Annotated in this window: 24 protein-coding genes; 10 read left to right on the top strand and 14 right to left on the bottom strand. The window is 73.3% G+C overall.

The genetic code is table 11. The features are described 5' to 3' along the window. Positions 1 to 4: 4 nt before the first annotated feature. From FGI33_RS11265 to FGI33_RS11255, 3 genes are read right to left on the bottom strand one after another with little or no spacing between them, the layout of a single operon-like run. On the bottom strand, positions 5 to 526 hold the full coding sequence (locus FGI33_RS11265) for a GNAT family N-acetyltransferase (protein WP_119435439.1): 522 nt from the start codon (positions 524 to 526) through the stop codon (positions 5 to 7). A 32-nt stretch (positions 527 to 558) separates the two neighbouring features. Then, positions 559 to 1,356, bottom strand: a complete 798-nt coding sequence (locus FGI33_RS11260; RefSeq protein WP_237581904.1) for an alpha/beta hydrolase — start codon at positions 1,354 to 1,356, stop codon at positions 559 to 561. Then, on the bottom strand, positions 1,356 to 1,886 hold the full coding sequence (locus FGI33_RS11255; protein ID WP_119435422.1) for a phenolic acid decarboxylase: 531 nt from the start codon (positions 1,884 to 1,886) through the stop codon (positions 1,356 to 1,358). The genes FGI33_RS11260 and FGI33_RS11255 overlap by 1 nt, the downstream gene beginning before the upstream one ends. Positions 1,887 to 1,949: 63 nt before the next feature. Between FGI33_RS11255 and FGI33_RS11250 the strand changes: the two genes are divergently transcribed. From FGI33_RS11250 to FGI33_RS11240, 3 genes are all read left to right on the top strand, one after another. Continuing rightward, positions 1,950 to 2,450: a MarR family winged helix-turn-helix transcriptional regulator gene (locus FGI33_RS11250; protein ID WP_086506877.1), complete on the top strand. Its 501-nt coding sequence runs from the start codon at positions 1,950 to 1,952 to the stop codon at positions 2,448 to 2,450. A gap of 125 nt (positions 2,451 to 2,575) precedes the next feature. Beyond that, positions 2,576 to 3,151, top strand: coding sequence for a hypothetical protein (locus FGI33_RS11245; protein WP_119435423.1), 576 nt, complete (start codon positions 2,576 to 2,578; stop codon positions 3,149 to 3,151). 64 nt (positions 3,152 to 3,215) lie between these two features. After that, positions 3,216 to 3,830: a hypothetical protein gene (locus tag FGI33_RS11240; RefSeq protein WP_147359486.1), complete on the top strand. Its 615-nt coding sequence runs from the start codon at positions 3,216 to 3,218 to the stop codon at positions 3,828 to 3,830. Positions 3,831 to 3,928: 98 nt separating this feature from the next. Here FGI33_RS11240 and FGI33_RS11235 read toward each other — a convergent pair whose 3' ends face one another. After that, entirely contained in the window at positions 3,929 to 4,531 is a 603-nt protein-coding gene (locus tag FGI33_RS11235; RefSeq protein WP_237581903.1) for a MarR family winged helix-turn-helix transcriptional regulator, read from the bottom strand. Further along, positions 4,528 to 6,285, bottom strand: coding sequence for a DHA2 family efflux MFS transporter permease subunit (locus FGI33_RS11230; protein ID WP_237581902.1), 1,758 nt, complete (start codon positions 6,283 to 6,285; stop codon positions 4,528 to 4,530). Before FGI33_RS11230 ends, FGI33_RS11235 begins: the two co-directional genes overlap by 4 nt. 168 nt (positions 6,286 to 6,453) lie before the next feature. Between FGI33_RS11230 and FGI33_RS11225 the strand changes: the two genes are divergently transcribed. Beyond that, positions 6,454 to 6,813: a VOC family protein gene (locus tag FGI33_RS11225; RefSeq protein WP_119434530.1), complete on the top strand. Its 360-nt coding sequence runs from the start codon at positions 6,454 to 6,456 to the stop codon at positions 6,811 to 6,813. Positions 6,814 to 6,826: 13 nt separating this feature from the next. Here the strand turns inward: FGI33_RS11225 and FGI33_RS11220 are convergent, their stop codons facing one another. The 9 genes from FGI33_RS11220 to FGI33_RS11180 all read right to left on the bottom strand — a co-directional run bounded on the left by FGI33_RS11220 (position 6,827) and on the right by FGI33_RS11180 (position 13,566). Beyond that, positions 6,827 to 7,984, bottom strand: a complete 1,158-nt coding sequence (locus FGI33_RS11220) for an amidohydrolase family protein (protein ID WP_182623294.1) — start codon at positions 7,982 to 7,984, stop codon at positions 6,827 to 6,829. Then, positions 7,981 to 8,289 carry a DUF1905 domain-containing protein gene (locus FGI33_RS11215; RefSeq protein WP_119434532.1) on the bottom strand — a complete coding sequence of 103 codons (309 nt, stop codon included), beginning with the start codon at positions 8,287 to 8,289 and terminating at the stop codon, positions 7,981 to 7,983. Before FGI33_RS11215 ends, FGI33_RS11220 begins: the two co-directional genes overlap by 4 nt. A 16-nt stretch (positions 8,290 to 8,305) precedes the next feature. After that, positions 8,306 to 8,824, bottom strand: a complete 519-nt coding sequence (locus FGI33_RS11210) for an AAA family ATPase (protein ID WP_119434533.1) — start codon at positions 8,822 to 8,824, stop codon at positions 8,306 to 8,308. 10 nt (positions 8,825 to 8,834) lie between these two features. Beyond that, positions 8,835 to 9,239 (bottom strand): hypothetical protein, encoded by a 405-nt coding sequence (locus tag FGI33_RS11205; protein WP_119434534.1) that lies wholly within the window; start codon positions 9,237 to 9,239, stop codon positions 8,835 to 8,837. Between the two features lie 69 nt (positions 9,240 to 9,308). Beyond that, complete coding sequence (locus tag FGI33_RS11200) at positions 9,309 to 10,211, bottom strand: hypothetical protein (protein WP_119434535.1); 903 nt, start codon at positions 10,209 to 10,211, stop codon at positions 9,309 to 9,311. A gap of 92 nt (positions 10,212 to 10,303) precedes the next feature. After that, positions 10,304 to 10,933 (bottom strand): SDR family oxidoreductase, encoded by a 630-nt coding sequence (locus FGI33_RS11195; protein ID WP_194674820.1) that lies wholly within the window; start codon positions 10,931 to 10,933, stop codon positions 10,304 to 10,306. Further along, positions 10,930 to 12,351, bottom strand: coding sequence for a DUF6421 family protein (locus tag FGI33_RS11190; protein ID WP_119435467.1), 1,422 nt, complete (start codon positions 12,349 to 12,351; stop codon positions 10,930 to 10,932). The genes FGI33_RS11195 and FGI33_RS11190 overlap by 4 nt, the downstream gene beginning before the upstream one ends. A gap of 136 nt (positions 12,352 to 12,487) precedes the next feature. Beyond that, complete coding sequence (locus FGI33_RS11185) at positions 12,488 to 13,042, bottom strand: GNAT family N-acetyltransferase (RefSeq protein WP_119435468.1); 555 nt, start codon at positions 13,040 to 13,042, stop codon at positions 12,488 to 12,490. Beyond that, positions 13,039 to 13,566, bottom strand: a complete 528-nt coding sequence (locus FGI33_RS11180; protein ID WP_237581901.1) for a GNAT family N-acetyltransferase — start codon at positions 13,564 to 13,566, stop codon at positions 13,039 to 13,041. The genes FGI33_RS11185 and FGI33_RS11180 overlap by 4 nt, the downstream gene beginning before the upstream one ends. A 128-nt stretch (positions 13,567 to 13,694) precedes the next feature. Here FGI33_RS11180 and FGI33_RS11175 point away from each other — a divergent pair, with 128 nt between their 5' ends. The 6 genes from FGI33_RS11175 (at position 13,695) to FGI33_RS11150 (ending at position 18,955) form a co-directional block, all read left to right on the top strand. After that, the gene (locus tag FGI33_RS11175; protein ID WP_119434702.1) at positions 13,695 to 14,912 is read left to right on the top strand and encodes an inorganic phosphate transporter; all 1,218 of its coding nucleotides are present in this window, start codon (positions 13,695 to 13,697) and stop codon (positions 14,910 to 14,912) included. An 11-nt stretch (positions 14,913 to 14,923) separates the two neighbouring features. Then, a complete protein-coding gene (locus tag FGI33_RS11170; protein ID WP_119434701.1) occupies positions 14,924 to 15,235 on the top strand; it encodes a hypothetical protein in 312 nt (103 codons plus the stop codon). 2 nt (positions 15,236 to 15,237) lie between these two features. Then, positions 15,238 to 15,948 carry a DUF3349 domain-containing protein gene (locus FGI33_RS11165; protein WP_119434700.1) on the top strand — a complete coding sequence of 237 codons (711 nt, stop codon included), beginning with the start codon at positions 15,238 to 15,240 and terminating at the stop codon, positions 15,946 to 15,948. A 95-nt stretch (positions 15,949 to 16,043) separates the two neighbouring features. Beyond that, positions 16,044 to 16,661, top strand: a complete 618-nt coding sequence (locus FGI33_RS11160) for a TetR/AcrR family transcriptional regulator (protein ID WP_237581900.1) — start codon at positions 16,044 to 16,046, stop codon at positions 16,659 to 16,661. Continuing rightward, on the top strand, positions 16,658 to 18,358 hold the full coding sequence (locus FGI33_RS11155) for an MDR family MFS transporter (protein WP_119434698.1): 1,701 nt from the start codon (positions 16,658 to 16,660) through the stop codon (positions 18,356 to 18,358). Before FGI33_RS11160 ends, FGI33_RS11155 begins: the two co-directional genes overlap by 4 nt. Positions 18,359 to 18,511: 153 nt before the next feature. Next, on the top strand, positions 18,512 to 18,955 hold the full coding sequence (locus FGI33_RS11150) for an SRPBCC family protein (RefSeq protein WP_119434697.1): 444 nt from the start codon (positions 18,512 to 18,514) through the stop codon (positions 18,953 to 18,955). Positions 18,956 to 18,959: the final 4 nt, after the last annotated feature.

Raw genomic sequence — 18,959 nt, 5'->3', positions numbered from 1 at the left:
GCGGCTACGCGTCGCGGGGGATCCGCAGCTTGAACCCCACGTGCGACGGCGCGTACCCGAGCCGCTCGTAGAAGCGGTGCGCGTCGACGCGCGCGGCGTCCGAGGTGAGCTGCACGAGGGCGGCGCCGAGGGCGGGCGCGGCGTCCTCAGCGACCCAGCGCATCATGGCGCCGCCGATGCCGCTCGAGCGCAGGTCGCTCCGCACCCGCACGGCCTCCACCTGGAGGCGGGAGGCGCCGCGCCGGGCCATGCCGGGGATCACCGTGAGCTGCAGCGTGCCGACGACCGCGCCGCCCGCGTCGGTCGCGACGAGCAGGTCGTTGGCGGGGTCCGCGAGGATGCGCGCGAGCGCGCCGCGGTAGAGGTCGGCGTCGCTCGGGTCCGCCCGGTCGCCGCGCGAAGCGCTAACCGGGTCGTCGGCGAGCAGGGCCATGAGCGGCGCGAGGTCGGCGGTCGTCGCGCGGCGGAGGACCACCCCGTCGACGCGGGCGGCGAGCGGGACGGGGAGGACGAGGTCGGCGAGCACGCCCCCATCCTCCCCGCCGAGCGCCGTGGCGGCTACGCGGCCGAGCCCGACGCCCGCGCCACGTGCGCGAGCAGCCGCTCGACCAGCATCCGGCGCAGCTCCACCGACGACCACCCGTGGTCCGCGCCCTCCACGGCCGTGAAGGTCGCCCCCGGCATGAGCTCGCCGTAGCGCGCGCCGTACGAGACCGGCACGACCTCGTCGGCGGTGCCGTGCAGCACCTCCACGGGGCCGGGATATGCGGCGATTGGTCCGTAGACGTCGACGCCCGCGAGCACCTCGTCCGGGAAGCCCAGACCGAGGCCCATGCCGCCGACGTCCACCACGCCGCGGTCGCGAGCTGCGTCGAGAGGCACGCTCATCACGCGGCCGTGCACAGTGATGTCGTCCACGACCACGCCGGCCGGCGACCACAGCGTGAGGCTCGCGACGAGCTCGGGGGCGCGGGCGGCGGCCAGCGCGGACTCGACGGCGCCGAGGCTGTGGGCGACCACGTGCACGGGTCCGTCCGCGTCCCGGGCGAGTGCGCGGATCATCGCGGACACCTGGTCGACCTCGTCGAGGAGGCGCACGTCGGCGAAGTCGCCGTCGCTCACGCCGTGCCCGAGCCGGTCGTACGCGCGCGCCGCCGTGCCGGACGCCGCCAGCGCCCGGGCGACCGGCACCCAGAGGCCGTGGCCTCCGGTGCCGGTGTCGCTGAAGCCGTGCACGAGGAGCGCCGCGGGGGCGCCGGGCCGCACGGTGCCGTGCTCCCAGCCGCGGAGGGTGCGCCCGCCGTGGTCGAGCTCGAGGGGCGCGACGCGCGGCGCCGGCGCCGGCGCTGCGGCCATCAGTTGCGCCGGTCCGCGAACCCGGCCGGGAGGTCGCCGGGGGCGGTGTCGACGACGGTCTCGTCGTCGGCGCCCACGAACTCGTCGAGGGTGATGTGCGCGAACTCCGGCACGACGTAGATCGGGTACGTGGGCCCCGCGTCGCGGTGCGCGCGCATCTCGTCGAGGTGGTCGTTCTGGAAGAGGACGGTCTTGGATCCGTCCTCCTCCACCCAGCGCGGGAAGAAGATCGTGCCGTGCAGCACGCGCGCGGCCGGGATGATGTTGACGACGACGCTCGTGCCCGTGGGCTCGTTCCACGAGACCTTGAAGACGCCGTCGGCGAGGGCGACGAGGTCGACCGTCTGGTCCTTCACCCAGCGGCCGCCGACCATGCCGGAGTGGATCCGGTAGTCGATGGTCGTGGCGTTCTTCACGTACATCTCGTACTGCCAGCCGTTGGCGTACGTGTAGATGAGGCGGTGTCCGACGAGGGGGCTGAGGTCCTGAGCGGGCACGGGGTGCTCGACGCTCGTGGTGATGTTCTCCATGCCTACGATCCTGACCCCGGAATGCGTTTGTGACAAGCGCACCTGCCTGGGTATCCTCGGGGCATGCCCTCCGAGCCGACCGACGCCGAGCTCGCGGCGGTCGCCCGGCGCCTCGGCTCGGAGCTCGGACCCTTCCGCCGGCGCCTCATGAACGCGTCGCGGAGCGCGGCCGACCTCCCCGACCTGCCCGACGCGCAGGTCGAGGTGCTCCGCCGCCTCGAGACCACCGGCTGGGCGACGCCCACCGCGCTGGGCCGCGGGCTGGGCCTCGCGCGCTCCACGATCAGCAACCTCGTCCTCGCCATGGAGCGGGACGGCCTCGTCGACCGGCGTCTCGCGAAGGGCGACGGCCGCAGCACCGAGGTGGGCCTCACGGATCACGCGCGGGATCTGCTGCGCACCTTCGACCGCTCGGCCGAGGGCGTGCTCGTGGGCGCGCTCCGCAGCCTCACGGCCGACGAGCGGCGCGCCATCGCCCGCGCGCTGCCGGCCCTCGAGGCCCTGCACGCGGCGATCGGCGGAGAGCCCCGGCGCACCGGCGGACCGGCCACCCGCGGCGATTAGCTGTCGCATGGGAGTAGGCGCGGGATGTCGTGGCGACCTGCGGGCACCTGTGGACGGATCGCCGGATCAGGCGGCCAAGACGTCATATTGGTGCCCTCGCCGCAACCTGATCAAAGGAGATCACCATGGAATCGCGAGCCCGTCTACGAAGCGCCGCCACCGTCGTGGCGCTGGCCGCCATCGCCGCATCGACCTGCGTGGCTCTTCCTGCCCAAGCCGCCAGCCGGGATGCGACCCCCACCGCCGGCACCTATGCGAGTGCACCCATGTCCTTCCGCGGGTACGACTCGTCGGTCGCCGAAGCGCACGGCTACCGCATCGTGACGAACTCGGATGGGCGCCAGACGAGCGTGCCGGTCTCCGCGGAAGCCAGGAGGCAGACGGTGCTCGACAACGTCGCTCCGGGAGACTGCGGCTCGTCGTTCGTCAACGCGGCCAAGCTGTCCAACGACACTCTGGCTGTCACGACCGGCTACAAAGTCCCCTTCACCGTCGCTGAGAAGACATGGCGCGTGAACGCCGTGTCGGTGTTCTCCTCTCACACGTTCCCGTGCGATGGGCCGAGCGGCGGTGCCTGGTCTGCTCAGGCCGCTGCGACGCTCGTCGGTCCAGGCGTCGCGGTCGTCCCGTTGACTGCGCATGTGGTGGGGGTCAACGGCCGGGTCTGCTACTCGGCCGGGCCGACGGCGTCCTTCGGATGAGCGTCGACTTCGTCTTCGACGGTCCCGAGGGCGAGAGCCGCGAGCTCGTGGGGAGGCCCGTGAGATGCTGAACGAGGAAGGAATGCCCTCTTCGCCGGCGTCCGGACCGTCGATCGTCGTCGACGATGACGGGCTCGTGAAGCTCATGTACATCCGTGACGTCTGGGCCTTGCCGGACACGGGGATCCCGCCGTCTCGCTGGCCCGCAGCACCTGCCGCTCGACTCGAGGGTGTCGCCGGCGTCGAGGTCGGGCAGCAGGTGCGACGTCACTGGCTGGAGGCGATCGCCTGGCACGCAGGAGGAACTGACCGACTGCACGCGACCCGGCTCGCCGCGGAGGCGGGCGATTCCGCCGCCATCCGCGAGGTCATACCTCCTCGATGGGATCCGGAAGTCGGAGCCCTCCTCGACCTCGACCGCTACACGGAGTTCTTCCTGAGCCTCCCCGCCGCATCGTACGGTCTCGTCGACGCAGACGAGGAGCGCTCTCAGGCGGCCACGGTGGCGGCAATGGGTCGTGGCCTCGGCGCGATCATCGTCCTCCCGATCCTCGAACCGCACGCGTCGCAGGTCGGAGACAGCTGCTTGCTCATCTCGCGGGGCATCTACGCCGACGAGGTGCGACTGGTGCGAGCGCTGGATGGATTCGCCCGTGGACTGGCAGAGGAAGAGGGGTGATCCAGCACTGCGCCCCGGACGCGACGACGCGCCGCCGGTCGGGGAGCGCATCCCCGTCCGACGGCGCGTCGTGATCCTCTGAGCCGTCCCGCCCGGCGTCAGGCCGCGTGCACGGGCGCGGACGGGGCCTCGGCGGCCGTGTCGGCGTCCGGGCCGCAGGCGAGCGGGCCGGGCACGGCGTTGGACGACGCCCCCGCGTTGAGCCGCGCGAGGTAACCGGCGAACGCGTCGAGGTCGGCGCGCGTCCACTCGCCGAGGCCGCGGATCAGGCGGCTGCCGCCCTCGGCGTCGTCCGCCTCGATCCCCGTGCGTCCGGCCGCGGTGAGGGCGAGCACGCGCACGCGGCCGTCCTGCGCGTCGGCGCCGACCTCCACGAGCCCCAGGTCCTGGAGCTGGCGGAGCTGGCGGCTGACGACGCTGCGGTCGACCCCGAGCTGGTCGGCGACGGCGCTCGCGTGGGCGCTGCCGCAGCGGCGGATCACGCGGAGCATCTTGTAGCCGATGGGCGGGAGCTCCGGGTGGATCCTGGCCGCGGCCTCCCGGGTCGTCGCCCGGATGCGCGCGGCGAGGGCGGTCATCTGCTCCTCCACCTCGGCGATGCCCGCGGCGACGCCGTCGGCCATCCCGTCGGCGAGCCCTTCGGCGACGCCGGGGGAGTCACCCTCGGCGTCGCCCACGGGGGAGCGGTCCTCGTCGGTCATCGTCGGGAGTCGACCCCGGCGTCCTCGGCCTCGGGCAGTCGGATCGACCCGGTCGGGTTCGCCTCGCCGGCGGGGGTGAGGGCGACGGCCCCGGCGGATGCGCCGATGAGCGCGTCCTCGGCGTCGGTGCGGTGCACCTCGCGGGCGTCGGCGGTGGCGGCCTTATCGCTCTTGAGCTGCACGGCGTTCTTGCTGCCGAGCTGCGCGTTGGGCAGGAAGATCACCGCGATCAGCGACACGATCGCGAGCGGCACGCTGTAGAGGAACACGTCGCCGATGCCCACGCCGTACGCGCTCTCGACCACGGTGCGGACCGCGGGGCTGAGCTGCGAGACCTGCGGGATGACGCCGGAGCCGAGCGCCTGCGCGGCCGCGGCCTGGTCGGCCGGGGCGAGCTTCGTGATCCCGGCGGTGATCTCCGACGCGATGATCGTGCCGAGGATCGAGCCGAGCACCGATACGCCGATGGTGCCGCCGAGGCTGCGGAAGAACGTGACCGCGCTGGTGGCGACGCCGAGGTTCTTGACCTCGATGGCGTTCTGGACGACGAGGACGAGGTTCTGCATCAGCATTCCGAGGCCCGCGCCGAGCACGAACATGAAGATGCCGACGAGCACGAAGTCGGTGTCGTAGCGGAGCGTGGACAGCAGCGAGGTGCCGGCGACGATGAGCACGGCGCCCGAGATCATGATCGCCTTCCACTTGCCGCGGCGGCTGATCAGGTTGCCGAACACGGTCGAGGAGATGAGCAGGCCCGCCATGAGCGGGATGGTCAGCAGGCCCGACTGGGTCGGCGTGGCGCCGCGCGACAGCTGCATGTACTGCGCGAGGAAGACCGAGGTGCCGAACAGCGAGATGCCGACCGCGAGGCTCGCGAGCACCGCGAGGGTGAAGGTGCGGTTGCGGAACATGGTGAGCGGGATGATCGGCTCGGAGACGCGCAGCTCGGTGATCACCGCGGCGATGAGCAGCACGACCGCGCCGCCCGCCATGAGGTACGAGGTGCCCGACGCCCACTCGAACTGCTTGCCGGCCTGCGAGACCCAGATGAGCAGGAGCGAGACGCCGCTCGCGATGAAGACCGCGCCGAGGTAGTCGACGTGCACCTTGCGCTTCGGGTGGGCCGGGAGGTGGAGGGTGACCTGCAGCAGGATGATCGCGATGATGGCGATCGGCAGCGCGATGAAGAAGTTCCAGCGCCAGCCGAACGCGTCCGTCACGACGCCGCCGAGGAGCGGGCCGCCGACGGTGCCGACGGCCATGACGGCGCCGAAGAGGCCGGCGTAGCGGCCGCGGTCACGCGGGCTGATGATGTCGGCCATGATGATCTGGCTCAGCGCCGCGAGCCCGCCGGCGCCGAGGCCCTGGAGCACGCGGAAGACGATGAGCGTCTCGGTGTTCTGGGAGAAGCCGGCGAGCGCGGATCCCAGCACGAAGGTGCCGAGGGCGAGCTGGATGAGCAGCTTGCGGTTGAAGAGGTCGGCGAACTTGCCCCAGAGCGGCGTGCTCACGGTGGTGGCGAGCAGCGTCGCGGTGACGACCCAGGTGTAGCCGGACTGGTCGCCCTTGAGGTCGCTGATGATGATCGGCAGCGACGTCGAGACGACGGTGCCGGCGAGGATCGAGACGAACATGCCGAGCAGGAGGCCCGAGAGGGACTCGAGGACCTGGCGCTTCGACATGGATCCGTCGGCCGAGACGGTGCGGCGGGGGGCCTTCGCGGGTGCCGCGGTGGCCGGGTGGTGCTGGGACATGTTCCTCCGGATAGTTGACTACCCGCAACCATATGACTGTGGTGGACAGGTGTCAACTATCTCGGCTGGCCGTGGATCCGCTCCCCGCCCCGGAGGCGGCGCGTGGCCGGGAGTAGACCGGGAGGGTGAGCCGGTCGACCGACCGGCCTCGGAACGAGGAGGAATCCCATGGTCGATTCGGTGGCGACGGTCTGGCTGCCCGTGCAGGACATGACGCGCGCGGTGGCGTTCTACCGCGACACGCTCGGTCTCACGGTGACGAGCGAGGACGCGGACTGGAGCGAGATCGACGCGGACGGCCTGATGATCGGGCTCAACGCGCGCGAGGAGGCGGGCGGCTCGAAGGGCGGCGGAGCGGTCATCTCGTTCACGCCCGAGGGCTCCATCGAGGACGAGCTCGAGAGGATCACGGCCCGCGGCGCCGAGATCACGGGCGAGATCAGCGACCATGAGTGGGGCCGCATCCTCCCGTTCCAGGACAGCGAGGGCAACGACCTGCAGCTCTACACGCCGCCCACCGGCGGCTAGTCGCGTCGCGCGTTCAGCCGGCCGACCAGATCGGCACGCCGTCGCGGACGACGGCGTGGATCCGGGCCAGGTCGGCCGGCTGCGGCGCGCGCGTCACGTCGAGGACCGTCAGGTCGGCGCGGCCTCCCGGCTCGACGACGCCCGACCCCGCGACGTCGGCACCGAGGAACGCTGCCGGCTCCGTGGTGAGCGACGCGAGGATCGCGTCGACGGACAGGCCCGCGCGCGCCATCGCCTCGAGCTCCGGCGCGGTGTCGCGGTCGGGCATGTAGCCCACGTCCGTGCCGAAGAGCACGCGCCCGCCCGCGGCGACGAAGCCCGCGAGGGCCGCGCGGATCGGGCCGGTGTACGACTCGTCGGGTCGCACGGTCGCGGCGAACATGTGCAGCGTCGGGACCACGCGGATCCCGCGCGCGGCCGCCTCGGCCAGGAGCTCTCGCGTGCCCTCCGTCTCGTCGGGCACGTGCGCGAGGGCGTCGACGCCCGCGTCGATCGCGACCGACGTGCCCCGTCGATCCGAGGGGTGCGCGAGCACGCGGGCACCGCGGCGGTGGGCCTCGGCGACGGCGGCCCGGGCGACCGCGCGCCGCATGGGCTTCACCCGCTCGGGCGTCACGTAGGACCCGGTGAAGAGCTTGACGACGCTCGCCCCGCCGGCGAGCTGACGGCGGACCACCCGGCGGGCTCCGCGTCGGGTCGCCGGCATCGGCAGCATCCATCGCGCGAACCAGGGCACCATCGGGCGCATGTAGAACGGCATTCCGCGCACGGGGCGGACCCCGATGCCCGCCGTCAGCACGCGCGGGCCCCGCAGCTCCCCGGATCCGATGCGGCGGATGATCCCGTTCGTCGTCCGTGGCAGTGACCCGAGGTCGACGACGCCCGTGAAGCCGCGGCTCAGCATCATGTCGTCGATCGCGGCCTGGGCGGCGGCGGGGTCGCGGGCGGCCCTGCTCCAGACGCGCTCGGTGAGGTGCACGTGGCAGTTCCAGAAGCCGGCGGCGACCACGCGACCGGCGAGGTCGAGCTCGGGGACGGAGGCCTCGGCCGAGAGGTCGGCGCCGACGGCGACGATGCGGCCCGCCCGGATGAACACGTCGCGCGGCTCCGTGACGCCGGCGCCCGGGCGCGCCCAGACGCGCGCGCGCCGGAGGAGGAGGTCGCCGCTCACGGCAGCGGCTCGAGGTCGACGTGCACGTCGTCGCCGACCGCGAGCCCGTGGGCGTCGCGGATCGCCCGCTTGACCGGGAGGATCCACGTGCCGTCGCCCTGCGGGAAGACGGACGTGCGCCAGGTCGTGGTGCCGACGCGCACGCGGACGGGCACGGATCCGAACCCGCGGCGCCCTGCCTGTCCCATCTCGCTCAGCATCGGCGCGAGGTCGGCGGGCAGCGACACGAACGTCCAGAGCTCGCGCCGCGCCTCCCAGGCCCAGAGCGGCGCGGTGAAGTCGAGGGGGAGGTCGTCGGTCACCATCCGACCCTAGGGGCGCTCACCATCCGATCCGCTCCGCGACGAGCGTCGCGACCTCGGCCGGGGTGCGGGACGTGGTGTCGATCGCGACGCCGCCGAGGTCCGCGGCGTCGATGATCGCGGCGAGCTCGGGCGCGCGTGCGCGGTGCCACGCGAGGGCCGCGGCGTCGTCGCGGTGACGGGCGTCGAGCCGTGCCCGCACGATGTCGGCGTCGACCGCGAGGCGGACGAGCAGCGGCTCGTGGGATCCGAGCGCGGCGACGTGGCGCGGCAGGTCCCCCGCCCGCTCGACGACGGTCGCGACGACCACCACGCGCGCGCCGGCCTGGCGGTAGTTGCGCGACAGGTCCCCGAGGTTGCGGAGCGCCAGCTCCTGCTGGAACGGATCCGCGGGGTTGGCGGGGTGGAGCAGGCGCACGGCGTCCATGTCGACCAGCGCGTGGGGGACCCCGCGCTCGGCGAGGAGGGCGCCGAGCGCGTGCATCGTGGTGGTCTTGCCCGCGCCGACGGTGCCGGTCAGGATCACGGCGTCGGTCATCGCGGCCGGCCTACGGGCGGGGCTCGTCGACGACGTCGGTGTCGGCCGCCAGCGGGTCGAAGGCGGCCGCGTCGGCGCCCCGCCGGCGGCGCTCGCGGAGCTTCCGGAGGTTCGCGACGGCCAGGTACTCGAAGCCGAGGCCGCCGATCAGGAGCACGGCCGCCTGGATCCACGCGGGCATCCAGCCGTAGCGCCCGGATCCGTCGCCCTGGGAGAGGTCGGGCGACGTCACCAGGATCGAGACGCCGATGGCGAGGAACGCGGCGCCGAGGAGGGCGGCGGCGATCACCTTGGGCATCGTCGGCACCTGCGGCTCGCGCTCCGCCTTCTCCCGGGCGCGGCGGCGGATGAGGATCCGGGCCACGAGCAGCGCGGCGACGACGAGGACCACGAGGACGACGAGGGGCGGCTCCATGCCCCCACGCTAGGGATCGTCGTGCCGCGCGCGGGTCCGCGCCGCGCCCCCAGAACGAGGCGGACCGCCTCAGCAGCCGCCCGTGACCAGGTCGCACTCGAGCTCGTCGGCGGATGCCGCGACGACCTCGAAGGACGCGGCGCCCGCGCGGATGGTGACCGTCGACATGCCGACCCAGCGCGGGTGCGGCTCGGCGGTGGTGCTGGAGATGGCGTGGCGGAGGATCCGGAGCCGGTCGATCGACAGCGTCGCGGTGCGGCGGCGGATGACCTGGTCGCGGCGGGTGAGGATCAGCAGCTCGCGTGGCGAGCAGGCCGCCACCAGGCCGGCGAGGCTCATCGGCCGGAGGCGCTGCAGCGCGCCCATGAGGCCGTCGGCCGTGGGCACGAGCGGTGTACGCGGCCGCGACGAGAGGTAGCGGAGCTGCGGATCCCGCGACGCCAGGTCCCAGTACGCCGCGGCGACGCCGGCCTCGTCCTGCCCGAGGTCGATGCGCGGCGTCGCTCGGGGGGTACTAGTCGGGCAGTTGCGGCGCACCCCGGCGGACTCGCCCGCGAGGGTCATCAGCAGCTCGGTCAGCTCCACGACCACGTCGGCGGAGGCGCCGTTGAACGGGATCCGCAGGCCCTGGCCGTCGGCCGTGTGCACGGTGAGCAGGCCGTCGAGCAGGTCGACGCGGTCGCGCACCGCGACGAGGTCGGCGAAGGGGATGCGCCGGGCCGTGAACGCGGATCCCTGTCGCGAGAGCACCTCCAGGTCGCGGTCGCCGACGACGAGGAGGTGGTCGTACAGGTCCATGGTCGGGTCGGTGTCGCGGCGCGGGATGTCGCGCGGGACCTTGAGCACGAGACGCGCGGCGAACGGGTCGACGCCGTGCGGGCGGTAGAGGCGGGGGATCTCGTCGGCGGTGCGGACGGTGTCGATCCACGGCCCGAAGGCGTCGTGCTCGGCGGTTCTGGCGTGCGGGGTCACCCCGTGAACGTATACCGCGCTCCGGCGACCGCGGCAGGGGGGATGCGACCCCTCTCCGGGGTGGCCGCGGGTGTGCTACGGCAGCGGCCGCGTCAGCCCTCGATCAGGTCGCGCTCGGGCGGCACGGAGGTCCACAGCTCCACGACGCGACGGCCGAGCGCGCGCTCGAGCCCGCCCAGCGCCTTGACGACGAAGATCGTGGTGCGGGCGGGGGATCCGGCCTTGGAGAACCCCCGGTCGACCGCGCGCACCCACGTCTCGGCGGCGATCTTCGCGGTCGAGTAGTTCGCGCCGCCGGGGTAGGGGCGCTGCACGGCCGTGGAGGAGACGATCGCGAGCCGGCCCGCGTCGGACGCCTGCAGGTCGGCGTCGAACGCGCGCGTGGTGTTGCGCAGCGTGGTGACGAGCCGCTCGTGCAGGAAGTCCCAGTCGTCGTCGGTCTGGCCCTCGAGGCCGTTGCCGCCGCGCCAGCCGCCGACCAGGTGGATCAGCCCGTCGACGCCGCCGAGGTCGGCCCGGACCCGCGCGGCCAGCTCCACGACGGCCGCGTGGTCGGCGAGGTCGCACACCTCGCGCCGGGACGCGTCGACGTCGTCAAGCCGCCCGGCGTCCGTGCCGACGGCGACGACGCGCGCGCCCGCCGCCGTCAGCTCGGCGCAGACCGCCCGGCCGGCGACGCTCGACGCGCCGGCGACCACGACCACGCGGCCGTCGACGCTCACGCGGCCTGCCCGGTGATCCCGGCGGTGGATCCGATGACGTCGCGCATCTTCTTCTCCAGCGCCTCGAAGAACATGCTGAGCGGGAACTCGTCGTCGAGCACGAGGTCGGTGAGGCCCTTCGGCGGCCCGTCGAGCGGCAGCGCGTCCGGCCCCTTCGCCCAGGTGGACGCGGGGTGCGGCGTGACCGTCTCGGTGACCATCGCGTACGCGGCCAGCCAGTGCGCGGTCTTCGGCCGGTCGATGGAGCGCCAGTAGAGGTCGTTCACCCGGTCGGCGAGCGCCACGACCACGTCGGCGACGTCGTCCCAGTCGATCGTGAGGCGCGTGTCGGTCCAGTGCAGCACGTGGTGCTGGTGCAGCCACGCGAACAGCAGCTGGCCGCCGAGGCCGTCGTAGTTGCGGACGCGGGATCCGGTGATGGCGAAGCGGAAGATGCGGTCGAAGATCACGGCGTGCTGCACCATCCCGGCGCGCTCGAGGAGCGCGTCGTCGGCGGGGGTGCGCTCGGCGGGATCCACCGCGGCGAGCCGGCGCTGGATCGCGACGGCCTCGCGGAACGCGGTGAGGTCGCAGCGCAGCTCCTCGATCGAGTAGAGGAAGAACGGCATCCGCTGCTTGATCATGAACGGGTCGAACGGCAGGTCGCCGCGCATGTGCGTGCGGTCGTGGATGAGGTCCCACATCACGAAGGTCTCCTCCGCGAGCCGCTGGTCCTCCAGCAGGCGCCGCGCGTCCTCCGGCAGCTCGAGCTTCGTGACCTCGGCGGCGTGGCGCACCACGCGCCGGAACCGCGCGGCCTCGCGGTCGGCGAAGATCGCGCCCCACGTGAAGGTCGGGATCTCGCGCATCGCGACGGTCTCGGGGAACAGCACCGCGGAGTTGGTGTCGTAGCCGGGCGTGAAGTCGACGAAGCGGATCGGGACGAACAGCGCGTTGCCGTAGTCGCCCGCCTCCAGCTCGGCGACGAACTCCGGCCAGACGACCTCGATGAGCACGGCCTCGACCAGCCTGCTGGAGCTGCCGTTCTGCGTGGTCATCGGGAAGACGACGAGGTGCCGGATCCCGTCCACGCGGTCGCGCTGCGGCTGGAACGCGTTCAGGGAGTCGAGGAAGTCGGGGACGCCGAGGCCCGCGTCGACCCAGCGCGCGAAGTCCACGTCGAGCGCGGCGAGGTACGCGGCGTCATGCGGGAAGAGCGGTGCGAGCGCGCGGACGGCGTCGCGGATCACCGCGACGAGGCGGGTCGCCTCCGCGTGCTGCGCGGCGTCGGGGACCGATCCGTCCTTCGCCTGCATCGGCTGGAGGGCGACGGCGGCGTCCTTGAGGGCGAGCCAGGCGGGGGAGGAGGCGACGCGCGCGACGTCCTCGACGACCTCGGGCTCGCCGATGACGGCTGCGGGGGCTGCGGCGCTGGACATGGATCGACCTCCGATCGTGCGGGTGCGTGCGGTCCCTCCACCGTAACGGCGGGTTCGGCGCCAGATCGTGTCCCGCGTGCGGGATCCGCGCGTGGATCCGGGCGCCCACGCAGCATGCGTGCGCGAGCGGTGCGGGCTACGCCTCGTCGTCGTCCGGCACGGGCGTCGTCGTCCCCGTCTCGTGGTCGCGGCGGAGGATCGCGTAGCCGACGGATGCACGCGGCTCGGCGCCCGCGACGGGCCAGCCGTCGCGGTAGTGCGCCTCCTTCACGAAGCCCGCGCGGACGAGCACCCGGCGCATCGCCCGGTTGTCGTCGCGCGTCTGCGCCTCGAGCCGGGTGACGTGCGTGTGGGCGCCGAAGACGTGCGCGGTCAGCGCGCGCACCACGGGCACGCCGAGCCCCCGGGCGCGCGACGCCTCGGCGAGGCGCAGGTCGAACAGCACGCCCGGATCCTCGAGGTCGTCGAGCACGACGAGGCCAACGCGGCCGTGCCCCTCCGCGTCGATCCAGAGCGCCTCGTGCTCGGGCCCCGCGAAGTCGCCGTCCGCGATGCGGGCGTCGACGTCGGCCGCGGTCGGCCGGGGGCGCATGTGGAAGGGGAACGCGTTCGAGGTGAGGAACGCGCGGAGGTCGTCCGCGTCGGCGTGCGGGTCCACCGGCACCAGCGTGACGCGCGGATCCGCGCTCACCACGGCGCGCCGCACAGGTCGAGCTCGCCGTCGACGGGCGCGGGCAGGCGGCCGGGGCGGATCCGCGTCGGCTGGTAGTCGAGCACGACCCGCGCGCCGCCCTGCCGCATCCACGTCGTGCCGGCGAACGGCCGGAAGCCGACCTGGGCGTAGTAGCCGTCCATGCGCGGCGCGCAGATCAGCTGCGTGAGGTCGGGGTCGTGCGCGTCGACGGCCGCGATGGCCCGGTCGAGCGCCGCGCGACCGTAGCCCCGCCCGCGCACCGACGGGTGGCTCGCGACGCCGCCGATCCCGGCGAGCCGGACGGGCCGACCGTCGAGCAGGCCGTCGCGGTGCACGACCACGACCATGGCGGCCACGCCGCCGTCGGGGCCGCGCGCGATCACGGTCTCGTCGGCGTCGGACCAGGTCATGCGGCTCGCGGGGTCGTCCGGCGGGAGCGCGAAGGCCAGGTCGCCGAGCGCGGCGGTGGCGGCCCGATCGGCGGGGGAGAGGTCGGAGGAGGCGTGCAGCTCGGTGATCATCCGGGTCCTCGGGGTCGGGCGGGCCGCGTCGCCCGCGGCCCCCATCCTCCACGGGCGCGGGTGAACAGCGGGTGAACCCGCCGGTCCCCCGTAGAGGGGACCCGCGAGCAGGGCGCATGCTCATCGCCGTGGATCCCTTCATTCTCCTCGTGCTCGTCGTCATCACGGCGCTCGCCTTCGACTTCACCAACGGCTTCCATGACACCGCGAACGCCATGGCGACCTCCATCGCCACCGGCGCGCTGAAGCCGAAGGTCGCCGTCACGCTCTCCGCCGTGCTCAACCTGGTCGGCGCGTTCCTCAGCATCGAGGTCGCGCTCACGGTCACGAACGCGGTCGTGAAGATCCAGGACAAGTCCGGCGCCCCCGACCCGGCGCTGCTGCAGGGCGGCGGATCCGCGCTGCTGCTGATCGTGCTCGCCGGCCTCATCGGCGGCATCGTCTGGAACCTGCTCACCTGGCTGCTCGGCCTCCCGTCGAGCTCCTCGCACGCGCTGTTCGGCGGCCTCATCGGCTCGACGCTCGCGGGTCTCGGGGTGAACGGCGTGAACTGGGCGGGCGACGGATCCAAGCTCGACGGCGTCGTGGGCAAGGTGATCCTGCCGGCGCTCATGTCGCCGATCCTCGCCGGGGCGGTGGCCGCCGTCGGCACCTGGCTGGTGTTCCGGATCATCGGCAACCTCGCCGGGCGCGGGCTCGACCGCACGTTCCGCATCGGCCAGATCGGCAGCGCCTCGCTGGTCTCGCTCGCGCACGGCACGAACGACGCGCAGAAGACCATGGGCGTCATCACGCTCGCGCTCATCGCGGCGGGCGGCTGGACGGACACGGAGTCGGTGCCGTTCTGGGTCAAGATCAGCTGCGCGCTCGCCATCTCGCTCGGCACCTACATCGGCGGCTGGCGCATCATCCGCACGGTCGGCAAGGGCCTCGTCGAGATCGACACGCACCAGGGCATGGCCGCCGAGAGCTCGTCGGCCGCGGTCATCCTCGCCTCCAGCCACCTCGGCTTCGCGCTCTCCACCACGCACGTGGCCACCGGATCCATCCTCGGCTCCGGCGTCGGCCGGCCCGGCGCGCAGGTGCGCTGGCGCGTGGCGCTGCGCATGGTCGTCGCGTGGATCATCACCCTCCCGGCGGCGGCCCTGGTCGGCGCGGTCATGTGGTGGCTCGGCCACCTCATCGGCGGGGCGGCGGGCGGCATCGCCATGACGCTCGTGCTCGTCGCCGTCGCGATCACCGTCTACGTCCGCTCGCGCAAGGACGACGTCGGCGCGCACAACGTGAACGACGAGTGGTCCGACGAGAAGGCCGCCCGCCCCGCCCCCCAGCCCGCCGACGCCTGAAGGATCCCGCCATGCTCCCCCTCTTCCTCTCCGCGGTCGGCCAGGTCGCCCTCGTCGCCCTCGTCCTCGGCGCGGGCCTGCCCGCCCTCTTCGCCCTCGGGGTGCGGTCCTTCGCGCTCGCCAGCCCCGACACCAGCGGCCGCGTCGCCGGATCCGACAGCTCGCCCCGCACGCCGCCCGTCGTCCTGCAGGCGGCCGGCGTCCTCTGCTTCGCGGTCGTGGTCCTCGCCGTGGTCGCCGGGCTCACGCTCATCATCGCGACGGGCCTCGGCCAGACCGTGAGCTTCGAGCACGTCATCCCGACCTTCACCTCGAAGGCCTGACCGTGACCGGCAGCGCACCCGAGGACGGCGTGCCCGGCGACGGAACGACCGGAGTCGTCGTCCCCGCCCGCCCCGACCGCGGCATCGTCCAGCGCGTCGTCGGCTGGCTGCGGGCGGGCTACCCGTCCGGCGTGCCGGACCAGGACTACGTGCCGCTGCTCGGGATCCTGCGCCGCAGCCTCACCCCCGAGGAGCTCGAGCAGGTGGTCGACCAGCTCGTCGACGACGCGGTCCAGGCGCACGCGGCGGGCGAGGAGGTCAGCCGGAGCCGGCTCCGCGAGCGCGTCGAGGAGCTGCTGCTCGGCCCCGCGATGCCCGACGACCTGGTGCGCGTCTCGGCCCGGCTGGCGGCGGCGGGCTGGCCGCTCGGATCCCCCGACGACCTGCACGCGCCCGACGCCGCCGACGCGCGCGCGACCGAGCGCACGGGCCTCGTCTCCCGCATCGTCACGTGGCTGCGCGCGGGCTACCCCGCCGGTCTCCCCGAGCAGGACTTCGTGCCGCTGCTCGCGCTGCTCCGGCGCCGCCTCAGCGACGAGGAGGTGCAGGAGGTGAGCGCCCGGCTCGCGTCCGAGGGAGGGCTGCCGGCCAGCCGGCTCGACGTCGCCTCCGCCATCGCGGGCGTCACCTCCGAGATGCCGTCGGACGAGGACATCGAGCGCGTGCGGGCGTACCTCGAGGCGCACGGCTGGCCGGAGGGCTTCCGCATCTGACCCGGGCAGGGGCGCCGCACTTGCACTGAGTGCCCGATGGTGCAAACATGCACTCCATGACGATGAGTGCAACGGGACTTCGCGAGCGTCGCCGGGTGGAGACCTCGGCGAAGCTCACGACGCTCGCCCGACGCCTCACCGCCGAGCACGGGCTCGCCGGCTTCACCGTCGAGGAGGTCTGCGAGCAGGCCGGCGTCTCCCGCCGCACCTTTTTCAACTACTTCGCCTCCAAGGAGGACGCGCTCTTCGGGCGCTCCGCCCGCGTCGACACCCAGGACCTCGAGGACGCGTTCGTCGCGGCCGGCGACCCGCGGGATCCGGCGCTCTCGCCGACGCTCCTCGACGACCTCGCGGAGCTGTGCCTCGAGCGCTGGGCCCGCCTCGACACCGACGGCACCTCCATGCAGGACATGCACGCGGCCTTCCGGCGCGAGCCCGGCCTCCTCGTGCGCGCCCTCGAGGCGGCCATCGAGGACGAGGCGAAGGACGTGCTCCTCGTCGAGCGCCGCGAGGGGCTGCCGGCCGGCGACCTCCGCGCGGCCGTCGTCGTCCAGACCATGGGCGCCCTCGGCCGGGCGAGCGCGCGCGAGTTCCTCGTCCCCGGCAACGCCGACCCCATCGAGCTCATCCTGCGGCGGCGCCTCGACGCCCTCCGCGAGATCGCGCATCCCCCCACCACCGTGACCACCCGCCAGCACGAACGGACCCCATGACCGCCACCGCCCCCGCGCCCCTCCTGCTCACGCAGCGGCGCATCTGGATCATCTTCTCGGCCCTCATCGCCGGCATGCTCCTGTCCAGCCTCGACCAGACCATCGTCTCCACCGCGATGCCGACCATCGTCGGCGAGCTCGGCGGCGTCGACCACCAGGTCTGGATCACCACGGCCTACCTGCTCGCCACCACGATCGTCATGCCCATCTACGGCAAGTTCGGCGACGTGCTCGGTCGACGGAACCTGTTCCTCGCGGCCATCGCGATCTTCACGCTCGCCTCCGTCGGCTGCGCGTTCGCGGGCGACTTCTGGTCGTTCGTGGTCTTCCGCGCGGCGCAGGGCCTCGGTGGGGGCGGGCTCATGATCCTGTCGCAGTCGATCATCGCGGACATCGTGCCGGCCAACCAGCGCGGCAAGTACCTCGGCCCGCTCGGCGGCATCTTCGGCCTCTCGGCCGTCGGCGGCCCGCTCCTCGGCGGGTTCTTCGTCGACCACCTCACCTGGCAGTGGGCGTTCTACATCAACATCCCCATCGGGATCGCGGCGTTCGTGGTGGCGTTCATCACGCTCACGCTGCCGAGCAAGAAGGCGACCAAGCGGATCGACGTGGCCGGCGTCGTGCTGCTCTCGATCGCCACGACGTGCCTCATCTTCTTCACCGACTTCGGCGGCGACAAGGCGTACGGCTGGGGTTCGCTCCTCACCTGGGCCTGGGGCCTCGGGCTCGTGGTCGCGGCCTCGCTGTTCGTGTTCACGGAGTCGCGGGCGGACGACCCGGTGATCCCGCTGAGCCTCTTCCGGAACCCCGTGTTCGTGAACGCGACCGCCATCGGCCTCGCGCTCGGCATCGGGATGTTCGCGGCCATCGGCTTCGTGCCGACGTTCCTGCAGATGTCCACCGGCACCTCCGCCGCGGTCTCGGGGCTCCTGCTCCTGCCGATGATGGTCGGCCTCATCGGCATGTCGATCACGTCGGGCATCCTCATCAGCCGCACCGGCAGGTACCGGATCTTCCCCATCGTCGGGACGCTCCTCACCATGCTCGCGCTCGTGCTGATGACCTCGCTCACCGCCGAGACCCCCGTCTGGCTGATCTGCGTCTTCCTGTTCGTCTTCGGGCTGGGGCTCGGCCTGATCATGCAGGTGGTGGTGCTCGTGGTGCAGAACGCGGTGCCCGCCGCGCAGATCGGCACCGCGACCAGCACGAACAACTACTTCCGCGAGGTGGGCGCCGCGCTCGGCACGGCCGTGTTCGGCACGCTGTTCACGACGCGCCTCACCGAGAACCTCACGACCGTCTTCGCCGGGGCGGGCGCGGCGCCGGGCGACGCGGCGGCCTCGGCCAGCAGCATCGACCCGCAGACGCTGAACGCGCTGCCGGACGCGGTGCGCGACGGGATCGTGGACGCGTACGCCGACGCGCTGGCGCCCGTGTTCTGGTACCTCGTGCCGTTCATCGCGATCGCGTTCGTGCTCTCGCTCGTGCTCAAGCAGATCCCGCTGTCGGACGTCGCCGGGCTCGTCGCCCGCGGCGAGGCGGTGGGCGGCGAGGAGGCCGAGCGGCTCGAGGCGGAGCAGCGCGCGGGCGTCCGCGCCGGTGCGCGTCCCGCGGAGGCGACCGGACCGGATGCGGCCGACGACGCGTCGCGGATCGCGGTGCCGTCGAGCGACGCGCGGGACGGATCCGGCAGCTGATCCGGGCATCCCACCGCCGCACGATCCGTTGACACGGCCGGCCCCGGCTGGTCGGATCGCGGGAGGGCCGCCGTCTCCGCGCGGAGGCGGCGGCCCTCCCGCGTCGGCCGGCCGGCTGCGGGTCCCGTCGGTCGCACACCATCGGAGGTCGCCGTGAGCGAGCCCATCGTCATCACCCGCACGTTCTCGGCCCCGCGCGAGCGCGTCTTCGACGCGTGGACCACGCCGGCCGACTTCTCCGCCTGGTTCGGCACCGCCGCGGTCGACGTGCCGCTCGACACCCTGCGCATGGACGTGCGGGTCGGCGGCGCGTGGAGCGCGGTGATGCGCCTTCCCGACGGGAACGCCATCGACTGGGCGGGGGAGTACGTCGAGCTCGACCGGCCGTCGCGCATCGCGATGACCATGACCGACCGGCCCGACCAGCCCGCGGGCGAGCCGCTCACGGTCGACCTCGAGGAGGTCGCGGGCGGAGCCACGCGCATGACCATGACGCAGCGCGCCGGCGAGTTCACGCCCGAGCAGCGCGAGCGGACGATCCAGGGCTGGAGCGCCTTCTTCGACGTGATGGACGGGCTGGTCGCGCCGAGCGCCTGACGCG

The organism is Clavibacter phaseoli, assembly GCF_021922925.1.
Classification (GTDB): Bacteria; Actinomycetota; Actinomycetes; order Actinomycetales; family Microbacteriaceae; genus Clavibacter; species Clavibacter phaseoli.
Note: the sequence above shows the minus strand (reverse complement) of the source record. Positions and strands in the feature narration are given on the sequence as shown.